This window comes from Woeseia sp. D3-10 (assembly GCF_055809415.1).
This window is the reverse complement of record NZ_JBVVTW010000010.1, coordinates 1-19222: the sequence shown is the minus strand read 5'-3', so window position 1 is coordinate 19222 and position 19222 is coordinate 1. Positions and strand designations below refer to the sequence as shown.

At 40.6% G+C, this 19222-nt stretch carries 15 protein-coding genes and 7 pseudogenes; 15 read left to right on the top strand and 7 right to left on the bottom strand.

Annotated features, from left to right (window positions below):
- The 3 pseudogenes from AC0L8N_RS19055 to rpsU all read right to left on the bottom strand — a co-directional run.
- A pseudogene (locus AC0L8N_RS19055) lies at window positions 1-133 on the bottom strand (CHC2 zinc finger domain-containing protein); the annotation flags it as partial.
- 231 nt (window positions 134-364) lie between these two features.
- Window positions 365-809, bottom strand: a pseudogene (locus AC0L8N_RS19050) (GatB/YqeY domain-containing protein).
- Window positions 810-830: 21 nt separating this feature from the next.
- Window positions 831-1053, bottom strand: a pseudogene (rpsU, locus tag AC0L8N_RS19045) (30S ribosomal protein S21).
- A gap of 198 nt (window positions 1054-1251) precedes the next feature.
- Between rpsU and tsaD the strand changes: the two are divergent.
- A pseudogene (gene tsaD, locus AC0L8N_RS19040) lies at window positions 1252-2314 on the top strand (tRNA (adenosine(37)-N6)-threonylcarbamoyltransferase complex transferase subunit TsaD).
- Here tsaD and plsY read toward each other — a convergent pair.
- Window positions 2297-2887 carry a glycerol-3-phosphate 1-O-acyltransferase PlsY gene (gene plsY / locus AC0L8N_RS19035; protein WP_473670301.1) on the bottom strand — a complete coding sequence of 197 codons (591 nt, stop codon included), beginning with the start codon at window positions 2885-2887 and terminating at the stop codon, window positions 2297-2299. The pseudogene tsaD and the gene plsY overlap by 18 nt on opposite strands.
- A 129-nt stretch (window positions 2888-3016) precedes the next feature.
- On the opposite strand from plsY, the gene AC0L8N_RS19030 reads away from it, so the two are divergent.
- The 3 genes and pseudogenes from AC0L8N_RS19030 to AC0L8N_RS19020 all read left to right on the top strand — a co-directional run bounded on the left by AC0L8N_RS19030 (window position 3017) and on the right by AC0L8N_RS19020 (window position 4225).
- Window positions 3017-3241 (top strand): dihydroneopterin aldolase, encoded by a 225-nt coding sequence (locus AC0L8N_RS19030; protein ID WP_473670299.1) that lies wholly within the window; start codon window positions 3017-3019, stop codon window positions 3239-3241.
- The gene (locus tag AC0L8N_RS19025) at window positions 3156-3389 is read left to right on the top strand and encodes a dihydroneopterin aldolase (protein ID WP_473670297.1); all 234 of its coding nucleotides are present in this window, start codon (window positions 3156-3158) and stop codon (window positions 3387-3389) included. Before AC0L8N_RS19030 ends, AC0L8N_RS19025 begins: the two co-directional genes overlap by 86 nt.
- A 42-nt stretch (window positions 3390-3431) precedes the next feature.
- Window positions 3432-4225, top strand: a pseudogene (locus AC0L8N_RS19020) (undecaprenyl-diphosphate phosphatase).
- 84 nt (window positions 4226-4309) lie between these two features.
- Here AC0L8N_RS19020 and AC0L8N_RS19015 read toward each other — a convergent pair.
- Window positions 4310-5534: pseudogene (locus tag AC0L8N_RS19015) on the bottom strand (multifunctional CCA addition/repair protein).
- Window positions 5535-5685: 151 nt separating this feature from the next.
- Between AC0L8N_RS19015 and AC0L8N_RS19010 the strand changes: the two are divergent.
- Genes AC0L8N_RS19010 through AC0L8N_RS19000 form a run of 3 tightly spaced genes read left to right on the top strand, consistent with a single transcriptional unit; the run spans window position 5686 to window position 7462 of the window.
- Complete coding sequence (locus tag AC0L8N_RS19010; protein ID WP_472673959.1) at window positions 5686-6549, top strand: ExeA family protein; 864 nt, start codon at window positions 5686-5688, stop codon at window positions 6547-6549.
- Window positions 6546-7265 carry a hypothetical protein gene (locus AC0L8N_RS19005; RefSeq protein ID WP_473670295.1) on the top strand — a complete coding sequence of 240 codons (720 nt, stop codon included), beginning with the start codon at window positions 6546-6548 and terminating at the stop codon, window positions 7263-7265. The genes AC0L8N_RS19010 and AC0L8N_RS19005 overlap by 4 nt, the downstream gene beginning before the upstream one ends.
- Window positions 7265-7462: a general secretion pathway protein GspB gene (locus tag AC0L8N_RS19000; protein WP_473670303.1), complete on the top strand. Its 198-nt coding sequence runs from the start codon at window positions 7265-7267 to the stop codon at window positions 7460-7462. The genes AC0L8N_RS19005 and AC0L8N_RS19000 overlap by 1 nt, the downstream gene beginning before the upstream one ends.
- Window positions 7463-7508: 46 nt before the next feature.
- Here AC0L8N_RS19000 and AC0L8N_RS18995 read toward each other — a convergent pair whose 3' ends face one another.
- Together AC0L8N_RS18995 and AC0L8N_RS18990 are read right to left on the bottom strand one after the other, a co-directional pair.
- Window positions 7509-8678: an HD-GYP domain-containing protein gene (locus tag AC0L8N_RS18995; protein WP_472673957.1), complete on the bottom strand. Its 1170-nt coding sequence runs from the start codon at window positions 8676-8678 to the stop codon at window positions 7509-7511.
- Between the two features lie 25 nt (window positions 8679-8703).
- Window positions 8704-9891 carry an HD-GYP domain-containing protein gene (locus AC0L8N_RS18990; protein ID WP_472673956.1) on the bottom strand — a complete coding sequence of 396 codons (1188 nt, stop codon included), beginning with the start codon at window positions 9889-9891 and terminating at the stop codon, window positions 8704-8706.
- Between the two features lie 193 nt (window positions 9892-10084).
- Here AC0L8N_RS18990 and hisS point away from each other — a divergent pair, with 193 nt between their 5' ends.
- The 8 genes and pseudogenes from hisS to AC0L8N_RS18950 form a co-directional block, all read left to right on the top strand.
- Window positions 10085-11368, top strand: a complete 1284-nt coding sequence (gene hisS / locus AC0L8N_RS18985; protein WP_472673955.1) for a histidine--tRNA ligase — start codon at window positions 10085-10087, stop codon at window positions 11366-11368.
- A gap of 44 nt (window positions 11369-11412) precedes the next feature.
- A complete protein-coding gene (locus tag AC0L8N_RS18980; protein ID WP_472673954.1) occupies window positions 11413-12060 on the top strand; it encodes a YfgM family protein in 648 nt (215 codons plus the stop codon).
- A gap of 12 nt (window positions 12061-12072) precedes the next feature.
- Window positions 12073-13344, top strand: a complete 1272-nt coding sequence (gene bamB, locus AC0L8N_RS18975) for an outer membrane protein assembly factor BamB (RefSeq protein WP_472673953.1) — start codon at window positions 12073-12075, stop codon at window positions 13342-13344.
- Window positions 13345-13450: 106 nt separating this feature from the next.
- Entirely contained in the window at window positions 13451-15016 is a 1566-nt protein-coding gene (gene der / locus AC0L8N_RS18970; RefSeq protein ID WP_472673952.1) for a ribosome biogenesis GTPase Der, read from the top strand.
- Window positions 15017-15161: 145 nt separating this feature from the next.
- Window positions 15162-16460, top strand: a complete 1299-nt coding sequence (locus AC0L8N_RS18965; RefSeq protein ID WP_472673951.1) for a peptidoglycan DD-metalloendopeptidase family protein — start codon at window positions 15162-15164, stop codon at window positions 16458-16460.
- A 12-nt stretch (window positions 16461-16472) separates the two neighbouring features.
- The gene (locus tag AC0L8N_RS18960; RefSeq protein WP_472673950.1) at window positions 16473-17597 is read left to right on the top strand and encodes an anhydro-N-acetylmuramic acid kinase; all 1125 of its coding nucleotides are present in this window, start codon (window positions 16473-16475) and stop codon (window positions 17595-17597) included.
- 92 nt (window positions 17598-17689) lie between these two features.
- Window positions 17690-18910, top strand: coding sequence for a GGDEF domain-containing protein (locus tag AC0L8N_RS18955; RefSeq protein ID WP_472673949.1), 1221 nt, complete (start codon window positions 17690-17692; stop codon window positions 18908-18910).
- Between the two features lie 131 nt (window positions 18911-19041).
- Window positions 19042-19222: pseudogene (locus AC0L8N_RS18950) on the top strand (hypothetical protein); the annotation flags it as partial.

Below are 19222 nucleotides of genomic sequence, written 5' to 3'. Positions count from 1 at the left end.
CACCTATGAAAAGGACAACAGGCTTGATAGTTTTTCCAGCTTTTTTCAGTGGGACTCTCGCATCTATTAGTTCAACAATATCTGTGCGAGCTACAACGTCATCAATAAAACCTTTTGGAATTCGTCCTGCCAAAGTGCTCTCATTTATATAAATAAAGTGGATGTGAATTATTGCAGAAAAGTGAATTTAAGAAAATGAAAAGTTAGAACTTCAATGTTTTACTGTACTGCAATAAGGCTATTGCATATTTCGAGTGTCACCAAGCAGCACACGAGCTTGCCTTACAAAGTATATAAATTAACGTTAGGCATAAAAAAACCACAAATAAAAATTTGTGGTTTTCTTTAGCAATAAAAGCTGTGATTACTTATTTAAATGAGTTCTCACAAGGCCACTGACCTTCCCATGTCAGCACGACCAGTTAAAGTCGGTTTCAACTCTGCCATTACTTTGCCCATATCCTGCATACCTGACGCGGAGGTCAGTTCAATAGCATTCGCGATAAGTGATGACACTTCTTCCTCAGACAATGGCTGAGGCATGAAGGCTTCAATAACTTTAATTTCAGCCGCTTCTTTTGCTGCTAACTCTGGACGATCTGCTTGTTCAAATTGTGATTGGGAATCACGGCGCTGTTTAACCATTTTGGTTAAGATAGCGATAACTTGCTCATCATCCAGTTCAATTCTTTCGTCAATCTCTTTTTGCTTTACGGCTGCTAAAACCATGCGAATTGCACCAAGGCGTTCTTTATCCTTGTTAGCATTGCATCTTTTTGTGCATCTTTAAGCGTGGTAACTAAGCTCATTTGCTTCCTTACGAAAAGAGATTAAACCAATATTAGTAAACTTTTGATACGACAAGCATTCGCGAGACGCTTTTTCAAGTGACGCTTAACAGCCGCAGCTTTCTTACGCTTACGTGCCCAAGTTGGCTTTTCGAAGTGCTCACGACGACGTGTCAGAAAGGATACCTGCTTTTTCACATGAACGCTTGAAACAACGAAGAGCTACGTCAAACGGTTCGTTCTCTTTTACTTTAATTACTGGCATTTAAAAATTCACCTCAGTATTTGTGTATTAATGGTTATCTATTTAACCAAGACTAATAAAAATGGTGCCGTATTCTATAGCCAAATTACTGGCAAAGTAAAGTCTTTATTTAAACGTGAATAGATTAATTCTCTGGAGCATTTAATGGAGGTTGGGTAGAATGCCGTCGTTATTTATCAATCGCTGTGGAAATTTAGAATGTTAATATTAGCTATAGAGTCTTCTTGTGACGAAACTGGTGTCGCTTTATACGATACAGAACAAGGCCTTATTGGTCACGAAGTGTATAGCCAAATAAAGATATTCATGCGGATTACGGGTGGTATTGTCAGGAAGCTAGCATCTCAAGGGATGATTTCCGTAAAACGATTCCAATTATAAAAGCGTTAATGATTAAGCATGGTTTAAATAAGTCGGATATAAACGGTATTGCATATACAGCGGGCCCAGGTCTAGTTGGTGCGCTTATGGTTGGAGCCTGTATAGCAAAGTCTTTGGCATTCGCGTGGGGTGTACCAGCGATTGAGGTGCATCATATGGAAGGTCATTTGTTAGCGCCGATGTTAGAAGATAAACAACCTGAGTTCCCGTTCGTTGCTTTATTAGTATCGGGCGGGCACACACAAATTGTTGAAGTAAAAGGGATTGGTGAGTACCAAATTCTTGGTGAGTCAATTGATGATGCCGCCGGAGAAGCCTTTGATAAAACGGCGAAGCTTCTTGGGCTGGATTATCAGGTGGCCCAATGTTGGCTAAATTAGCGTTAAATGGTGAGCCAGGACGTTTTAAGTTTCCACGACCTATGACTGATCGACCTGGTTTGGATTTTAGTTTTAGTGGCCTAAAAACCGCAGCCGCAAATGCGATTCGAAAAGAGGGCATTCATTTAGCGGGCGGTCAATCTAGTCAAGTAGATGCCCCTGCAAATGTAGAGCAAACAAAAGCCGATATTGCTCATGCGTTTCAGCAAGCGGTTGTAGATACAATTGCAATAAAATGCCGTAGGGCGATGGAGCAAACCGGACATAAAACGCTGGTAATTGCCGGTGGCGTGAGTGCCAACACAGAGTTACGTGAAAAGCTTGAAGTGTTGATGAAAAAGCAAGGTGGTTCTGTATTTTATCCTCGTCCAGAGTTCTGTACTGATAATGGCGCTATGATTGCTTACGCGGGGGCTCAAAGGCTTCATCAAGGGACTACTGACTTAAAAGTAAAAGCGAAACCACGCTGGTCGATTGAAGAATTACAACCTCTGCTTTGATTTAGGCTCTTCACCTTTAATTAAGCGTAAAATATTCGGGATGTGCCTCAAAATAATAAATATTGCCAGCATAGTTACAGGCAGTGTGTATTTTGGGGCGATAAAATAAGTTGTTATTGGAGAGACGCCAACAGATACAATAGCAGCGAGCGACGAATAACCTGTTAATTTGAAGACAGCGATCCAGGCCAAAAGTAAAACCGCACCTAAACTAATTCCAACGGGTAGTAAGCATCCTAATGCGGTAGCAACAGCCTTGCCGCCTTTGAATTTGAAAAATACTGGAAACATGTGACCTAAACAGCAAGCAATCGCGGTAAAACCAATTTCCATAGGTGATAAGCGGTGACCGTAACTTCCCCAAGTTGGCACAATACCTTTTAATATATCTAACCCAAGCACTTTTAAAGCCGTAGAACGGCCTGCGATACGATATATATTTGTAGCACCGGGGTTGTTCGAACCTTGTGTTCGAGGATCAGGCAAGTCTTTAGTCCGGCTGATTAAAATCGCAAAATTAATCAAACCGATCAGGTAGGCAACAACAATTGTTATGAAAAAGTCAAAAGACATCAGTTCCTCAACAGATGAATATACGCTAGAATTCGCGCTCGAATTATTTTCGAACAAATTGCATGGTATCTGAGCAATCGCCGGACTTCAAACCATGAACGCGAAATATTAACAATATCAGGGCAAAACATGATTCAAGACATCGTTTTTATAGAAGCGCTAAAAGTAGATACCGTCATTGGTGTGTATGAGTGGGAAAAAAGCATTCAACAAACGCTTCAGTTTGATGTTGAAATCAGGACGGATATTAGCGCGGCCGCCAAAGTCGATGATTTGTCGAAAACAGTGGATTATGCCGTTGTTGCTGAAGATATTGTTCGATTGGCCAAAGGACAATCGAGCCGAGTCAATTGAAACGGTTGCCGAGAAAGTGGCAGAGCAAATTCTGACACACTACTCAGTCAATAGTGTAAAGATTACATTAAGAAAGCTTGGCGCGGTTGCCAGTACAAAAAGTGTTGGCGTAATAATAGAGCGTGACTCTAGCCAGTATGCGAAATAAATAATTATTGGATTTATCAAAGAATAACAAGGATATAAAAGAATGGGTTTGATTGAGATTATCGTATTGGCAATCTTACAAGGGTTAACTGAGTTCTTGCCGATATCCAGTTCAGCGCATTTAATCTTGCCGTCACAAATGTTTGGTTGGGATGACCAAGGACTCGCATTTGATGTTGCCGTTCATGCTGGTAGTTTATTTGCAGTTGTACTTTATTTTAGGAATGAAGTATCAGCCATGACTGTTAGTTGGGTAAAGTCTTTTTCAGGGCACAAAGACGAAGAAAGCAATTTAGCTTGGCTCATCATTCTTGGTGTAATACCGGCAGGTTTGATTGGTTTTGCATTAGATGACTTTATTGAAGGCAACTTACGAAGCTCTGCGGTTATTGCCACTACGACCATCATATTTGGCTTGTTGCTATGGTACGCCGATGCAACCGCAAAACAAAATACAGATGAATATCAAGTCACAGTTAAAAAAGTACTTATTATCGGTTTTGCTCAGGTATTGGCGTTAATCCCTGGGACTTCAAGAAGTGGGATAACAATTACGGCCGGCTTGATGGTTGGCTTGACTCGTCAAGCTGCGGCGCGATTTTATTTTTATTATCTATACCGCTTATTTTAGCTGCTGGTGGTTATCAAACTCTTAAGTTAGCTCAACAAACTATGCCTGTTGATTGGGCAGCAATTGGCCTTGGTACCTTGTTGTCTTTTGTATCAGCTTACGCATGTATCCACTATTTCTTAATATTAGTTGAGAAAATAGGCATGCTACCTTTTGTTATCTATCGATTACTTCTTGGTGCTATCCTAATATTTTTCTTTATCTAAACTAGAAAAATGTAGCTGTTAACTCGAGGTGGTAATTCAACCCGGTTAATAACCCACATAAAAACTAGCCTTCGTTCACCTACGTTAGGCTAGTTTTGATTTAGCTTGACTAATAGCTTCAATTCGACGCTGACGAACTTCTTCTTTTATTTCTGGTCCTTTGAAACCAGCCGCAATGACATCTTTAATCGCGACACTATTAGCGACTTCAAACATACTTCTTAAATAATCAGTCTGTTTATATTCTGCATTTTCGAAGCCTGTGCGCCCTCGCATGTCAGCTGTACAACAAGTTAGGAATTGCTCAAACCTTATCGGTTTTCGCCACGCATCTAGTCGGTCAAAAAGTTTTATCAATGTTTCAGGTTTTAATTCATAAGCGCGGTGCGTATGTGTATGAAATTCGCTAAGTAATATGGCTAAATCGCGTGGTTCATTTGGCACTCTAAGACGTTCACAAAAGGCCTTAATCGGTACTATGCCGGATTTTTCATGGCCGTGATGTCGTGGATAATCCTCTGGTTTTGTTAGGCCTTTGCCAAAGTCGTGACATAAGCAAGCAAAACGAACGGCTAGGTCATTTGACAGCAGTTGAGCTTGTTTTACTACCAACATGGTATGTATCCCAGTGTCAATTTCAGGATGCCATTTAGGAGGGTTAGGAACGCCCCATAAAATATCAAGCTCCGGCATAATAACTTTCAAGGCACCGCATTCTCGTAAGACTTCAAAATAGACTTGTGGGTCCTGTTCATTTAGCGCCGACTCGGTCTCTTGCCACACTCTCTCGGGTACTAAAGCGTTAACTTCGCCGTTTGACACTATTTGTTTCATTAGGGCCAGCGTTTCTGGAGCCACTGAAAAACCAAGATGATGGTACCTTGCTGCAAACCTGGCGACTTGAGAACTCTTAACGGATCCTCGACAAATGCTTCGGATACATGTCGAAGGAGTTTGTTGTTCAGATCGACCCGACCGTTATACGGGTCATGAATCGTTCCATCCTCGCTCATAGCCATTGCGTTTATGGTTAAATCTCTACGTTGTAAGTCCTGCTCTAGCGTGATGTCTGGTGTAAATTCACAGGTAAAGCCTGTGTAACCCGAGCCTTGTTTTTTTCAGTGCGAGCAAGGGCATATTCCTGTTTGTTAGTAGGATGTAAAAAAACAGGAAAAGATTTTCCGACTTGCTGATAACCAGAATCAAGCATTTGTTCGATTGTCGCGCCTGTTACTAAATAATCGTTATCTTTAACGGGATAATTTAGTAGCTCGTCACGAACAGCACCACCAACTAGATATATTTGCACAATTACTCCCACCGCATACTGCTTTATAGATTAAGTATATTCTGAATTACAAAAAAAGTCCTTGTGGAAAGTAGTTGATTTTTCGAGGTTGGTCGGTATGGTTGGCTCAATTCAAATATTTATCAAACCGCACCAGTTGTGAGCAAGTTTCATGTACCTAGAGTATTTTCAGTTAAACCAAGAACCGTTTAATATAGCGCCAAACCCAAATATGATGTACCCAAGTCAGCGCCATCAAGAAGCGATTGCTTACTTACAGTATGGGTTACGTGGTAACGGTGGTTTTGTTATGTTGACGGGAGAAGTTGGTACAGGTAAAACGATGGTCTCTCGCGCAGTACTGTCTGACTTACCCGATGAATTACATGTAGCATACATTCTCAACCCAACATTGAATCGAATTCAATTATTACAGACTGTGTGCGACGCTTTTGAATTGCAACTCGATGAAACTTCTGACCATAAAAAGTTGTCAGATGCATTACAAGCCTTTTTGGTGACAAGTCATGAGAAGGGTGAAAGTTGTCTACTTGTAGTAGATGAAGCTCAATTATTGGATGTAGATGCTCTTGAACAATTGCGCCTATTTACCAACATTGAAACTAACGACAAGAAGTTATTACAGATAATTTTAATAGGACAGCCTGAGTTACAAGAAAAATTAGCGCAACGTGAATTGCGCCAGTTGGCCCAGCGAATAACAGCACGTTATCACTTGCTGCCACTTACTGAACAAGAGACCTCTGCATATGTAAATCATCGACTGCAGTCAGTGGGGGCTAGTCGTCCGTTATTTGATAAAAAAGCGATTAGTGCCTTGTTTAGATACTCAAAAGGAACGCCTAGGCTGATAAACTTATTAGCAGATCGTGCCTTAATGGGGGCGTACGCAAGTAACCGCTTTTATGTTGATGCAAAACTAGTAAAACAGGCATCAAGTGAAATTTTAGGTATTGCAAATGAAACAAGTAAACGCTGGTCGTGGCTGTCATTTTTAAAGGGAAAAAGAGCGTGAGTTTTTTATATAAGGCGTTGTTAAAAGATCAAGGTAAGCAAAATCAACAAGGCCAAGATCAAAATTACAGCAATTCGGCCAATCACACAGCTACTTACAGCAATCAATATGCGTATTCAGAAATACCAGAACCTAGGTTTGCCAATCAAAATAATCGCCCATGGTTAGCTTGGTTTGCCATCGCATTTTTACTATTAATTATTGGTTTATTGGCTGGGTACATATTAGGAACGGAAAAGGTCGCTTCGCAAATTAAGGTGGGTTCTCACATTCTAGAAGCTGAGCGAAGTCAAACTGAGTTAATTGGCGTTAATGCTAACGGCAAGGGGGCTGATCAGCCTAGTTCTGAACAAACAAATGCTAATGCTACCGATGTCGACGTCAAACATGATGGTACGGCAGAAAGTAAGCAACCAGCGACAAACAGTTTGAATGTCGCCAAAGTGAGTGAAAATTTAACAGACTCAATAGAGCAAAACGTCCTGGAAGATGAGCCTCAAGACGTAATTAATGTTGCAGATATTAACAGTTCAAACATGACTCTAGATGAGGTTTCCAGCGACTTACAAGCTAAGTTTGCGTTAGCCTTAGAAGAAACCGATACTGAAAATAAGAAAGGTTTAAAAGGTGAAACTAGTAACAACAATCGCATTCAGGTCGAAGTTGATTCTAGTTTGGTTGATATTAAAGAGTTAAAAGGAGTGATAAAGCGCTAATCCCGGAACTATTATACGAAATGCACATTTATTCTTCAGATGTGAATGAGCGTTGGGTAAGAATAAACAACATCACTTTATTTGAAGGCGATCGACTAACGCCTTATTTACGAGTTGCTGAAATTAGACAAGATTTAATCGTGTGGGAAAGCAGAGACAGACGTTTTATCCAAGTCGCACTTGAGGACTATCGCTAAATTCCAATAAAGCGGTATTTTGACTTATGGTAGATGGGACTGTTTGTTATAGATAATTCTCAGCGAAAATGCCGCGCTTGTTACCGTAATATAAACCTTCAATTTCTTCGTTGCGGCTAGTATCTAGGTTAAAAACTTTAGCGGTTACATGATGGCCAAGGTTTTCATTATAAATTACCTTAACAAATGGTCTTAAGTGATTGCCTACGTTATCTAATACTAAACCAACCTTGCCACTTTTTAACTTAACCAAAGTGCCAGGTGGGTAAACTCCAATATTTTGAATAAATCGCTGCAACATATCATTATCGAACTCGCCATCTAGCGTCATCAGTTTTCGATATGCCTGTAATACACCAATTGGTTTGCCGTTAATACCAACTCTAGTTAGATTGTCAAAGGCATTTACAATGCTAAATATACGTAAAGCGTCGTTGATATCTGTCAGCTTTTTACCTGCTGGATATCCAGAGCCGTCAATTTTTTCATGGTGTAGGCGAATTACGTCGATGCTTTCTTTGGTTAAACTGCCTACCGACATTGCAATCTCTAAACCATTCTCGACATGATCAACGACTAAAAATTCATTTTCGGCACGTTGCTTGTTAGTCAACGTTTTATCATTAGGTTGTTGAATGCTTTTAGACATAGTTAGTTTTCCTATGTCATGCAGTAATGCACCCATTACCCAGTTTTGCGCAACGTCAGTTGGCCACTTCATCTTTCTTAACATTGCAGCATAATAAGCGGCGCAACGCAGCGCATGGCCAACTTGAAAATCTTTGTAGTGTTTAACACGCACAAGCGCTAGTGCTGGCGCAGAGTTTCTGTAAATAGATGCAATGAATTCCATAGCAGCGAGGTGAAGCGCGTTCACATCAAACAAATTTTCATTGCGAATATAATCAAAGCTTTCTTCTAAAACAGAGGTTAAGTTTTCTACGGACTCTTTGGCGTTTTCAATTTCTTGACTAAATGGCACTCGCACAAATTGATCTTGGAAACTAAAGTCATCTGCTTCTATTTGATTGGCATTTTGGGTTGTATCAATAGTTACGCTAACAATGCCTTTAGCAATTAGCTCATTGATTTCCTGCTGCGTTCGAACCCAGCCAGAAGAAGCAACTTTCATGTGACCAATTTGCTGAGAGATATCCACCACATATTGCCCCGGCAATAGTCTTGTAATTGGAATTCGCTGCAATCCGTCACTCATGGGTTATCTCTTGTTTGCTTTAAAGTTAGTCTAATATTTCAGTCATGATACGGTTAATGTCAATTCCGTAATCTTCCGGTTTTACGCTTTGGGCAATTTCATCTTCTACACCCGGCGCGCCCAAATCAATTGTTTTTGACGGGATATAGCCTTTATTGGCCAAACTGTAAAAAACTTTAACAACAGGACATAACGGGTTAACAAAGTTTGACTTTATTACAATCCCAAGTTTGTTACTTTTAGTTTGAATTAATGTGCCAACTGGGTGAACGCCCATACAATTTATAAACTCAGCCACTAAATTTGCGTCGAAACCAGTACCACTTTCTTTTCGTAGGATTTTAAAGGCCATAATGGGTGTTCGAGCATTTTGGTACACACGAGAGGCAGTAATAGCATCGTATGTGTCACAGATACTGATCATTTTAGCAAACTGACTTAATTCATTTTCATTTTTGCCATTTGGATAACCTGAGCCATCTAAACGCTCATGGTGGTCTCGAACTACCTCTAAAATGGTCGGTGATAAATCGCTAGACTCTCTTAGTATGTCGTAACCTAATGTTACGTGCGAACGCATGATCACCATTTCATCATCAGTTAAACGACCCGGTTTATGCAATACTTCATCAGGAATATTTATTTTTCCTAAATCATGCAAAAGAGCGCCGGTTGCTAAGTCATGAATTGTTTTTTCATCAATCTGTAGATGCTTGGCAAATATCGTCATGATGATAGATACATTTATGGAGTGCTCCATTAAATAATCATCTTTCTGACGCATTCTTGTCATACACGCCAGCGCGTCTTGATTTCGAAAAATAGAATCAATAAAACCATCAGCGACTTCTTTCATACCACCGGTATCGATAGGTCGACCGGCTTTCATGTTTTTTAAAGCTTGACGTTGAAGTGTTTTAGCTTGGCTATATAGTTTTTTTGCTTTACCAATTTCATCTTTAAACGATGTCTTTGGTCGAACTTTTTCAACAGGAACTGCGGCGCTAACAGGCGCAACTTCAGGTTCTTTTTCATGTTCACTTTTGTCTAAGTCAACTAAAACCTTAGAAACACCTTTCGCTGCGAGATTATCTATCGACTTTTGGCTTCTAACAAACCCACCAGACTTAACGGAAAAGCGTCCCGTTTGTTCAGTTACTTCGGCAATGAACATATTGCACTTGAGATCGCTAACTAAAAATTCTTTTAACATCTTATGATTACGAGTTTGGTAGTTTTTAATCAGTACAATTTAACAGAAAAAGTACCAATCAGCCCTAATTAATTACTATAAAAATATACAAAAACTTAATCGTTAATTAGTATTCATTTACAACGGCAATTTACCTTAGGCGACAAAGCGCATATAATACGGCACTATTTTTTATCTAAGGGTTTTTCTAGTCGTGTCAAAACCGATCCAAGCCATTCGAGGCATGAATGATATTCTGCCGATTGAAACCGCTCAGTGGCAGCAAGTTGAAGCTGTATTACGCCAAACTGTAGCCAGTTATGGTTATTCAGAGATCCGCTTTCCAATTGTTGAATTTACGGACTTGTTTAAGCGTTCTGTTGGTGAAGTTACTGATATCGTTGAAAAAGAGATGTATACATTTGACGATCGAAACGGCGACTCACTAAGTTTACGTCCAGAAGGTACTGCTGTGTGTGTTCGTGCTGCAAATCAGGGCGCATTGCTATATAACCAACAGCAACGCCTTTGGTATACGGGCCCGATGTTTCGTCATGAACGTCCTCAAAAAGGGCGCTATCGCCAATTTCATCAGTTTGGTGTTGAGTCTTATGGGTTTGCTGGCGCGGATATGGATGCCGAAGTCATCATGTTGTCTGCTCGATTGTGGAAAGCGTTTGGCATAACTGAACATTTGAAGCTTGAAATCAATTCGCTAGGAACAAGTGAAGCGCGTCAACAATATACCGCAGCATTAGTCGAGTTCTTGAAGAAACATGAAGATAAGTTAGATGAGGATTCTAAACGACGTTTAGGTACTAATCCGCTAAGAATACTAGATAGTAAAAACGCGGATGTGCAAGAAGTGCTTAAAGATGCACCTCGTTTGTCTGAGCATTTAGATGAAGAATCAGCAGAAATGTTCAGTGAGTTAAAGGCAAGATTGGATGCCGCTGGCATTGAATACGTTGTAAATGAGCGCCTTGTTCGTGGTTTAGACTATTACAATCGAACTGTATTCGAGTGGGTTACTGAGAGTTTAGGTTCACAAGGAACCGTGCTTGCTGGTGGCCGTTACGACGGGTTGGTCGAGCAGTTAGGTGGTAAATCTACACCTGCAGTTGGTTTTGCAATGGGTATTGAGCGTTTGGTGCTTTTATTGCAAACATTAGGTATTTTAGTTGAACCAACATCAAGTGCCGATGTCTACATCGTAGCTCAGGGCTTAAACGCAGAATTAAAAGCGGTTGAAATTGCCGAGCAATTACGACATTCTGCCCCTAGTTTACGTGTTGTGAACCACTGTGGTGGTGGCAACTTTAAAAAACAAATGAAGCGTGCTGACAAATTAGGCGCTAAAGTCGCCCTGATTCTAGGGGAAGACGAAATAAATAATGAGCAGGTTACTGTTAAAAACCTAGTTGTACAGGGTGAACAACAAACAGTAAGCTGGAGCGACGTAGCCAACCAAGTTCAAGAGTTGGTAGGACAAAATTGATATCTACGCCTAGTGCGTGATGCAGTGCAAAATATGAGGTTGTAATGGAAATTTACTCAACAGAAGAACAACAAGAAGAAGCAATCAAGTCGTTTTTTAAAGAGAATGGCGTACAAATACTTGTAGGCGCAGCATTGGGTTTAGCTGGTTTTACCGGCTGGAATATGTATGTCGACGGTAAAATTGAAGCTCAAGAAAATGCTTCAATGCAATTTGAAGAATTTATAAAAGTAGCTGGTGCAGAAACGACCAAATCAGAGTTGGTTGACGCGGAACTGGATAGCTTTGTTAAAGCTCATGGCGAAACCGGTTATGCGATTTTCGCTAATCTGCTTGCCGCTAAAAAGGCTGTAGAAGCAGGGCAACTTGCAACAGCAGAAACTAGATTACTTGCAGCGTCAAAAGAAACGTCTGAAGTAAGCCTTAAAGGTTTGGTTGATATTCGTTTGGCTCGAGTACAAATCGCTTTAGAAAAGTACGATGTAGCCATCGCTACATTAGCATCAATCACAGAACCAGCATATGAAGCTCGCGTAGCGGAAATTAAAGGTGATGCACTCCTTGCACAAGGTAAAAACACTGAAGCTCGTCAAGCTTATCAAACGGCTGCGGATAAAGGTGGCTTGGATGGAAATGCGATTTTAAAGATGAAGCTTCAAGATTTGGCATTGTCAACAAACGTTGCTAGCTAAAAGGCAGACAATATGCTGTTAAAAAGTGTTAAAACGAGTGGTATAAAGCTCGCGTTGTTAGCTTCTCTAAGTGCATCAATGCTGATGGGTTGTGAGACAACAGAAGAAAATGAAGCAACACGCATTGCCGAGTTAAAACCAATTAACATCACAAGACATGTTGATGTTGAATGGCGAGAGCAAGCGGGTTCTGGTGTCGATAATTATTTTTCTAACCTTCAACCAGCCATAGTTGGTGATGTAATCTTTGCTGCAAGCAGGAAAGGTGAAGTAATAGCTTACAACAAGCTGACCGGCGAGACCGTTTGGGAAACTGACACGCGTATTAATGCGCCTTCTTTGCTTGATAAAGTATTGTTGGATGACAATGAAACTGACAAGTTAAGCGGTGGTATTACGGCAGCATATAAAAATATTTATATTGGCTCAGAAAATGGTGAGATAATCGCGCTTTCGCAGGCCGATGGTAAACTACTTTGGCGTCAAAAAGTACCAGGTGAAGTAGTTGCTGCACCTGATGCTGGTGATGGTTGGATAGCTGCATCGACAACATCTGGACATATTGTTGTATTGCATCCTGATACAGGCGAGCAACGTTGGCAGTCTGAAACGACAGTTCCAACGTTAACATTGCGCGGCACCTCTTCGCCTACAATAGCAAGTGGTGGCGTGCTAGTCGGTACTGCGACCGGTAAGCTACAAGTATTGTTATTAGAGCAAGGTCTACTTGCTTGGGATGCACAAATAGCCGTAGTAAAGGGTACAACAGAACTAGAACGTTTGATTGATGTTGATAGTAAGCCTATTGTCGTTGGCAGCGAAGTTTATATGATCGCTTACAATGGTAACTTAGCTTCGGTTGATATTCAGTCTGGCCGTATTAATTGGAAGCGTGAGTACTCGTCGTATCGTAACCTGACGTTAGATGCTGGTGTTATTTACTTAACTGACGCAAAAGGGTTTGTAACCGCAGTAGATGCTGCGACAGGCACTGAGAAGTGGACAAACAACGACTTTTATAATCGTCGCTTAACACAGCCAGTCGTATATAAAGATACGATTGTAGTGGGTGATTTTGAAGGTTATTTTCACTTTTTAGACAAGTCATCAGGCGTTGAAATTTCACGCTACAAGCTAGATGACTACGACTATTCAGCATTCCATTGGTTTGCAAGCTGGTTTACGAGTGAAGACCGTCGCGCGTATACAGCTCCGGTTGCGTCAAATGAGTTGTTATATATACAAACTCGAGATGGCGAACTGACCGCTTTACGTCTACCGTAATAGTTAGACATTTTTAATAGGCTTTGTAGTCCATATTGGGTACGAAGCCTTTTTCGTTTTTATTATTTATTGGTTTTTTGCTAAATCAAACTTTTGAGGTGAATTCATGCTACCTGTAGTGGCTCTAGTTGGTCGTCCTAATGTTGGAAAGTCAACCCTGTTTAATCGCTTAACTAAGACGCGCGATGCGTTAGTGGCGGACTTTCCTGGACTTACACGTGACCGTCGTTATGGACAAGCCAGTCATGACGAAAACAACTTTATTGTTGTAGATACAGGAGGTATTGATGGAACGGAAGAAGGGATTGATGTGGAAATGGCTGAGCAATCGTTACTCGCGATTGATGAAGCAGATGTCATTTTGTTTTTAGTTGATGCTAGAGCAGGTCTAACGGCCGCTGATGAAGCTATTGCACTGCATTTACGTAAAAAAGACAAACCGACGTTTGTTGTTGCAAACAAAGTCGATGGTATTGACGGTGACTCTTATAGTGCTGAGTTTTACTCTTTAGCACTGGGTGATGTTCACCAAATAGCCGCATCTCAAGGTCGTGGTATAAGTCAGTTGTTGGATCATTCACTAATGCCGGTTGTAGAACGTCTAACTGCCGAATATGAAGCTGCAATGGATGAATTGGCTGAAGCTGAACGTTTGTTAGAAAGCTTGGGTGATGAACACGCTGACACCGACGGTGATGCAGAGCAAAACGTTAAGAAGTTACAATCCCTTGAAGATTTAGCACTTGATCATGAACATGATGAAAAGAGTGATGAAGAGGCGGTCCCTTTTGAAGATTTACCAATAAAGTTTGCAATTATTGGTCGACCTAACGTAGGTAAGTCTACACTAACTAATCGTATGTTAGGTGAAGAGCGCGTTGTAGTTTATGACATGCCGGGTACAACTAGAGACTCAGTTTATATCCCAATGACACGCAACGATGAAGACTTCATTATTATTGATACAGCTGGAGTTCGACGTCGTGGTCGAATTAAGCAGTCTATCGAGAAGTTCTCAGTTGTTAAAACCCTTCAAGCTATCGAAGATGCCAACGTGGTACTTTTATTGTTGGATGCTCGAGAAGGCATTTCTGACCAAGACCTAAGTCTGCTTGGGTTTGCTTTGAATGCGGGTCGCTCAATTGTTATCGCGGTTAACAAATGGGACGGGCTTGACCAAGGTGTAAAAGATGACGTTAAGAGAGAATTAGATCGTCGTTTAGGCTTTATTGATTTCGCTCGTTTGCATTTTATTTCTGCATTACACGGCACTGGTGTTGGTCATTTATACGAGTCTATCGTTGAAGCCTATCAGTCAGCAACCAAGCGTATTTCAACCTCTATGGTAACTCGTATCATGAAAATGGCTCAAGATGATCATCAGCCGCCTATGATTCGTGGTCGTAGAATAAAACTTAAATACGCCCATGCTGGTGGTTATAACCCTCCTCGTATCGTAATTCACGGTAATCAGGTTGACGAATTGCCAGACTCTTACAAGCGTTACCTAATGAACTACTATCGTAAGGCTTTGGATGTAATGGGTACGCCAATAAAAATTGAATTCAGAGAGGGCGATAACCCATTTGAAGACAAAAAACAGAAAGCCATGACATTGTCTCAACAACGTCGAGCTGGTGGCTTTATTAAACGTCATAGCAGAAGAAACTGAGTCTAGACATTTAGTGTCTTATTTTAGACAGTGAAGATTGAAGCCAACCCTAAAAAGTTGGCTTCCGCATTTTTGAATGCTATTCTCAGGGCTCAAATTGAGAGATTATTATGTTCCGAGTGACTTTTATTGCGAGAAGTAGGTAATGAGAGAGTTTATAGACAGTTTTCCGAAACAACACAGATATGCCCTGTTAGGTGCGTTGGGTTTGTTGTTTGTTTTACTTTTATTACCATCTGAATCTGCAGAAGCGTCAAAAGATGTCATCCATGTTGCTGCTGATTATCAAGAGTTAGCCGTTGGTCAAGAGTACCCTTTACCTCTAGAAATAAAAGCAGCGTCTCATTACAGCCAAGCAAATACATCGACTAAACAAGTACGTATCAAAAGTGGCGACTCGCTCGCTACAATATTTCAGCGTCAAAACGTACCACAAAAAACCATGTTACAGATCACTCGTTCGGGCAAGCTATCTCAACAATTTACCAGACTAATACCTGGCAAATATTTGACATTTACCTTTGACGAAAATAACGATCTTATTGAGCTTCAATACGCGACCCAAGCGGTCGAGACCTTAGTGGCAAAACGACTAGACGATGGCAAATTTGAAACAGAATTAGAACAAAAAGAAACAGTAGTAACAGAAAAATACTTCGAAGGCACCATTAATAGTAATTTCTGGAACGCGGGCGTCATGGCAGGCTTAAACGATAAGCTTATAATGAACTTAGCCAATATATTTCAATGGGATGTCGATTTTGCATTAGACATTCGTGAGGGCGACCATTTCTCAGCGCTCGTCGAACAGATTTTTATCGATGGTGAGTTTGCCGGGTATGGAGAAATACTTGCAGCCGAGTTTACCAACCAAGATGATGACTTTAGCGCAGTTCGTTACTCAGATGGACGCTATTACACGCCAACGGGCGATAGCATGCAAAAAACGTTTTTACGTGCGCCAGTGAGTTTCAAATATATCAGCTCCAGCTTTAGTAATCGCAGATATCACCCAGTTCAAAAACGATATAAAGCACATCGCGGAGTAGATTATGCCGCGAGTACAGGTACACCTGTTTTTGCTGCGGGTGATGGAAAAGTAATAAAGTCAGGATACGACAGATTTAACGGCCATCATGTTTTTGTTGAACATGGCGGCGGTATTACCACAAAGTATATTCATTTCTCGAAAAGAAAAGTTCGCAAGGGCGCAAAAGTTAAGCAAGGCCAAGTTATTGGCTTAGTGGGCGCAACGGGTTTAGCCGCTGGTCCTCACTTACATTATGAATTTCTGGTTAATGGCGTTCATCGCAACCCTAGAACTGTCTCGCTGCCAAAGGCAAATCCAATATCAAAAGATGAAAAGCAACGCTTCTTAGCATTAGCAGAGTCGCGTATGGATATGTTACAGCATAATAAAAACCTTCTATTAGCCATGCGTTAAAAGGCGAACTCAGTGTCAGACTATTATATTGGTATAATGACTGGCACCAGTTTAGATGCAATTGATATTGCGCTAGTTGAGTTTGCCGAAACACCTATATTAATTGCCAGTGATTCGGTTCGGTTACCTGATATGTTGAAAAGAGACTTATCAGATATAAGCTTACCGAATGCTCAAATTGAATCTTTAGTAGCAATTAAAACGCTAGAACAGTCTTACACTAATTGTGTTATTACCGCTTTAAACTTATTTCTTGCCACACCCTCAGTAAAAACGGTTCGCAGTAATATAAAAGCTATTGGTATACACGGGGTGACGATTTCTCATGAGCCTAATTTAACTATGCCATTTACGTGGCAATTAGTGGACGGTCACAAGATTGCTGCAAGGCTAAATACGGATGTCGTTTATGATTTCCGAAGCAAAGATGTTGCGCTTGGCGGTCAGGGAGCGCCTTTAGTTCCAATGTTTCATTATTCAGTGTTTAAAAATACCGAACTAGAAATCGCGGTTCTGAATTTAGGCGGTATTGCCAATGTGACAAAGTGGGCGTCAAAAGACAATATAATTGGTTTTGATACGGGGCCTGCCAATACCTTGTTAGACTTTTGGATACAAAAGCATCAAAACCTTGCTTATGATAAAGACGGTCACTGGGCTAGCACTGGCACTGTAAATACAGCGTTACTTAGTTGCTTATTAGACGATGACTATTTTCGTCAACCATATCCAAAAAGTACAGGTAAAGAATATTTTAACGAGTCTTGGTTAGACGCTAAATTATCGGTGTTTTTAAAACGTAATGCAGTCCTTGAGCCTCAAGATATTCAAGCAACACTGGTTCAGTTAACGGTAGAAAGCGTTGCACTAGCAATAAAGCAATTAGCCAAAACAAAAGTGCTGGCAGTCTGCGGGGGAGGGGTGCATAATCAACTTTTAATGGCTAGATTAGCCGTTGCATTGCCTAATGTTAAAGTGTGTAGCACCGCGAAGTTCGGCATTTGCCCTGATAACATGGAAGCGATGGCTTTTGCTTGGTTGGCAAAATGTAGGGTTGAAAATGTGCCAGCTACACTGCCGACAATTACTGGTACGTCTAAGCCTGCGGTATTAGGAGCTTGGGTTTCTTCAGCTTAACGGTGATGAAATACCAAAGCATTAGCTAAAACAAAAAACAAAAAAATACCGCACTATAAAACTAAGAAGAACAATAATAATAGGGTCTAAAATTGTCGTATTCTCTACAAGCATTTTTCCGCGCTATCGCGTTTCCAACACTTTTATTTATTGGTGTTATAACCGCTGTCGAAACGGGTTTTGCAAACCTTACACCTTGGCAAGACCTCATCTTACAGACACCACTATTGTTGTTCGCCGCGACTATTATTCTTGCATTAAGATTTAATCAAACCCGAGTTATCTACATAGTGCTGTTCCTAGCATTAGCATGGGCTAACAGCGGTAAGGTCGAGAACATCGACTATTTCTCTTTTCATCCTAGCTTGTTTTTTATCTCACAACTATTTGTGCTCATGGCCTTTAGTTTTGATCAAAATAAAATGGTTTGGGGGCGTCATGGTCTAACTCGAGTTTTAGTTTTGTTTGCCTTGGTATTTATCAATTACAAATTTAATCACTCAATAACGGTTAATGAAATCTTATCCTCACAAGTCATTACACTGTCAGCTGATTCAAAAATATCACCTTATTTTCAAATAGAGTTTATTGTTTCAGCTATTTGTTTATTTACTTTAGCAACTCGTCAAATAATGAAACCGAGTCAATTAAACGCGAGCATTTGGGCGCTGGCTTTTGGCATTATTGTGATCCAATTTGGTGACTTTACTTATTACACAACAATTGTGAGCTATTGCTTATTTGGCGTCCTTATCATTCATGCTGTGCTTACCGACTCATATCAAATGGCATTCTCAGATGAGCTCACCGGTTTGTCTGCGCGCAGAGCACTACTACAATCATCTATTTCATTGGGTAAGCGATACACGGTAGCAATGATGGATGTAGATCACTTTAAGAAGTTTAACGACACTTATGGTCATGATGTTGGTGATCAGGTATTGCGATTGGTCGCCAGTAAAATTAATGATGTTAAAGGCGGTGGCAAGGCCTATCGATATGGTGGCGAAGAATTCACGATTATATTCCCCAATAAGTCTGTAAGTTATGCTATTCCTTTTTTAGAGCAAGTACGCGAAGACATTGCAAACTACCAGATGGCAATACGAAACGATGATCGCCCTGAAGATCAAAAGAAAGGCAAGTCTTCTCGTAAAAAGTCAGAGTCGAAAACCAAGTTTGTAAACGTCACAATCAGTATTGGTGTTGCAGAGCGAGAAGGGCAACTAAAAGACTTTGACCAAGTCTTAAAGCAAGCGGATGAGGCTTTATACAGAGCGAAACAAGCCGGCCGAAACTGCTTAGCGGAATAGTTGCTAATCTTTAAACTTGATTGCGCTTTGCGACTAACAGTTTGTAACAATTAAAAATTGTATGTTTTCTTAATCGCGCTATTCTTCGTCACAATAAAAAGTATCAGTTGTATAAGAATGGAAACGCAGAAATGACAACCAATGAACCTCTTCAACCGCAAGAACTCGCCCCGGTAAAAACACAAGAACGCATCGTTATAATGGACCTACTAAGAGGTTTTGCGTTAATTGGTATTTTGCTAATGAACATCGAATGGTTTAACCGACCAATTTCGGAGTTACTGAGTTTTGACTATAGCTCTACTGGAGCTA

Excerpts from the sequence above, each read along its gene's own strand:
- plsY (WP_473670301.1), bottom strand. The coding sequence starts at position 2,887 with ATGTCTTTTGACTTTTTCATAACAATTGTTGTTGCCTACCTGATCGGT.
- AC0L8N_RS19030 (WP_473670299.1), top strand. The coding sequence starts at position 3,017 with ATGATTCAAGACATCGTTTTTATAGAAGCGCTAAAAGTAGATACCGTC.
- AC0L8N_RS19025 (WP_473670297.1), top strand. The coding sequence starts at position 3,156 with ATGATTTGTCGAAAACAGTGGATTATGCCGTTGTTGCTGAAGATATTG.
- AC0L8N_RS19010 (WP_472673959.1), top strand. The coding sequence starts at position 5,686 with ATGTACCTAGAGTATTTTCAGTTAAACCAAGAACCGTTTAATATAGCG.
- AC0L8N_RS18995 (WP_472673957.1), bottom strand. The coding sequence starts at position 8,678 with ATGAGTGACGGATTGCAGCGAATTCCAATTACAAGACTATTGCCGGGG.
- AC0L8N_RS18990 (WP_472673956.1), bottom strand. The coding sequence starts at position 9,891 with ATGTTAAAAGAATTTTTAGTTAGCGATCTCAAGTGCAATATGTTCATT.
- AC0L8N_RS18980 (WP_472673954.1), top strand. The coding sequence starts at position 11,413 with ATGGAAATTTACTCAACAGAAGAACAACAAGAAGAAGCAATCAAGTCG.
- bamB (WP_472673953.1), top strand. The coding sequence starts at position 12,073 with ATGCTGTTAAAAAGTGTTAAAACGAGTGGTATAAAGCTCGCGTTGTTA.
- der (WP_472673952.1), top strand. The coding sequence starts at position 13,451 with ATGCTACCTGTAGTGGCTCTAGTTGGTCGTCCTAATGTTGGAAAGTCA.
- AC0L8N_RS18965 (WP_472673951.1), top strand. The coding sequence starts at position 15,162 with ATGAGAGAGTTTATAGACAGTTTTCCGAAACAACACAGATATGCCCTG.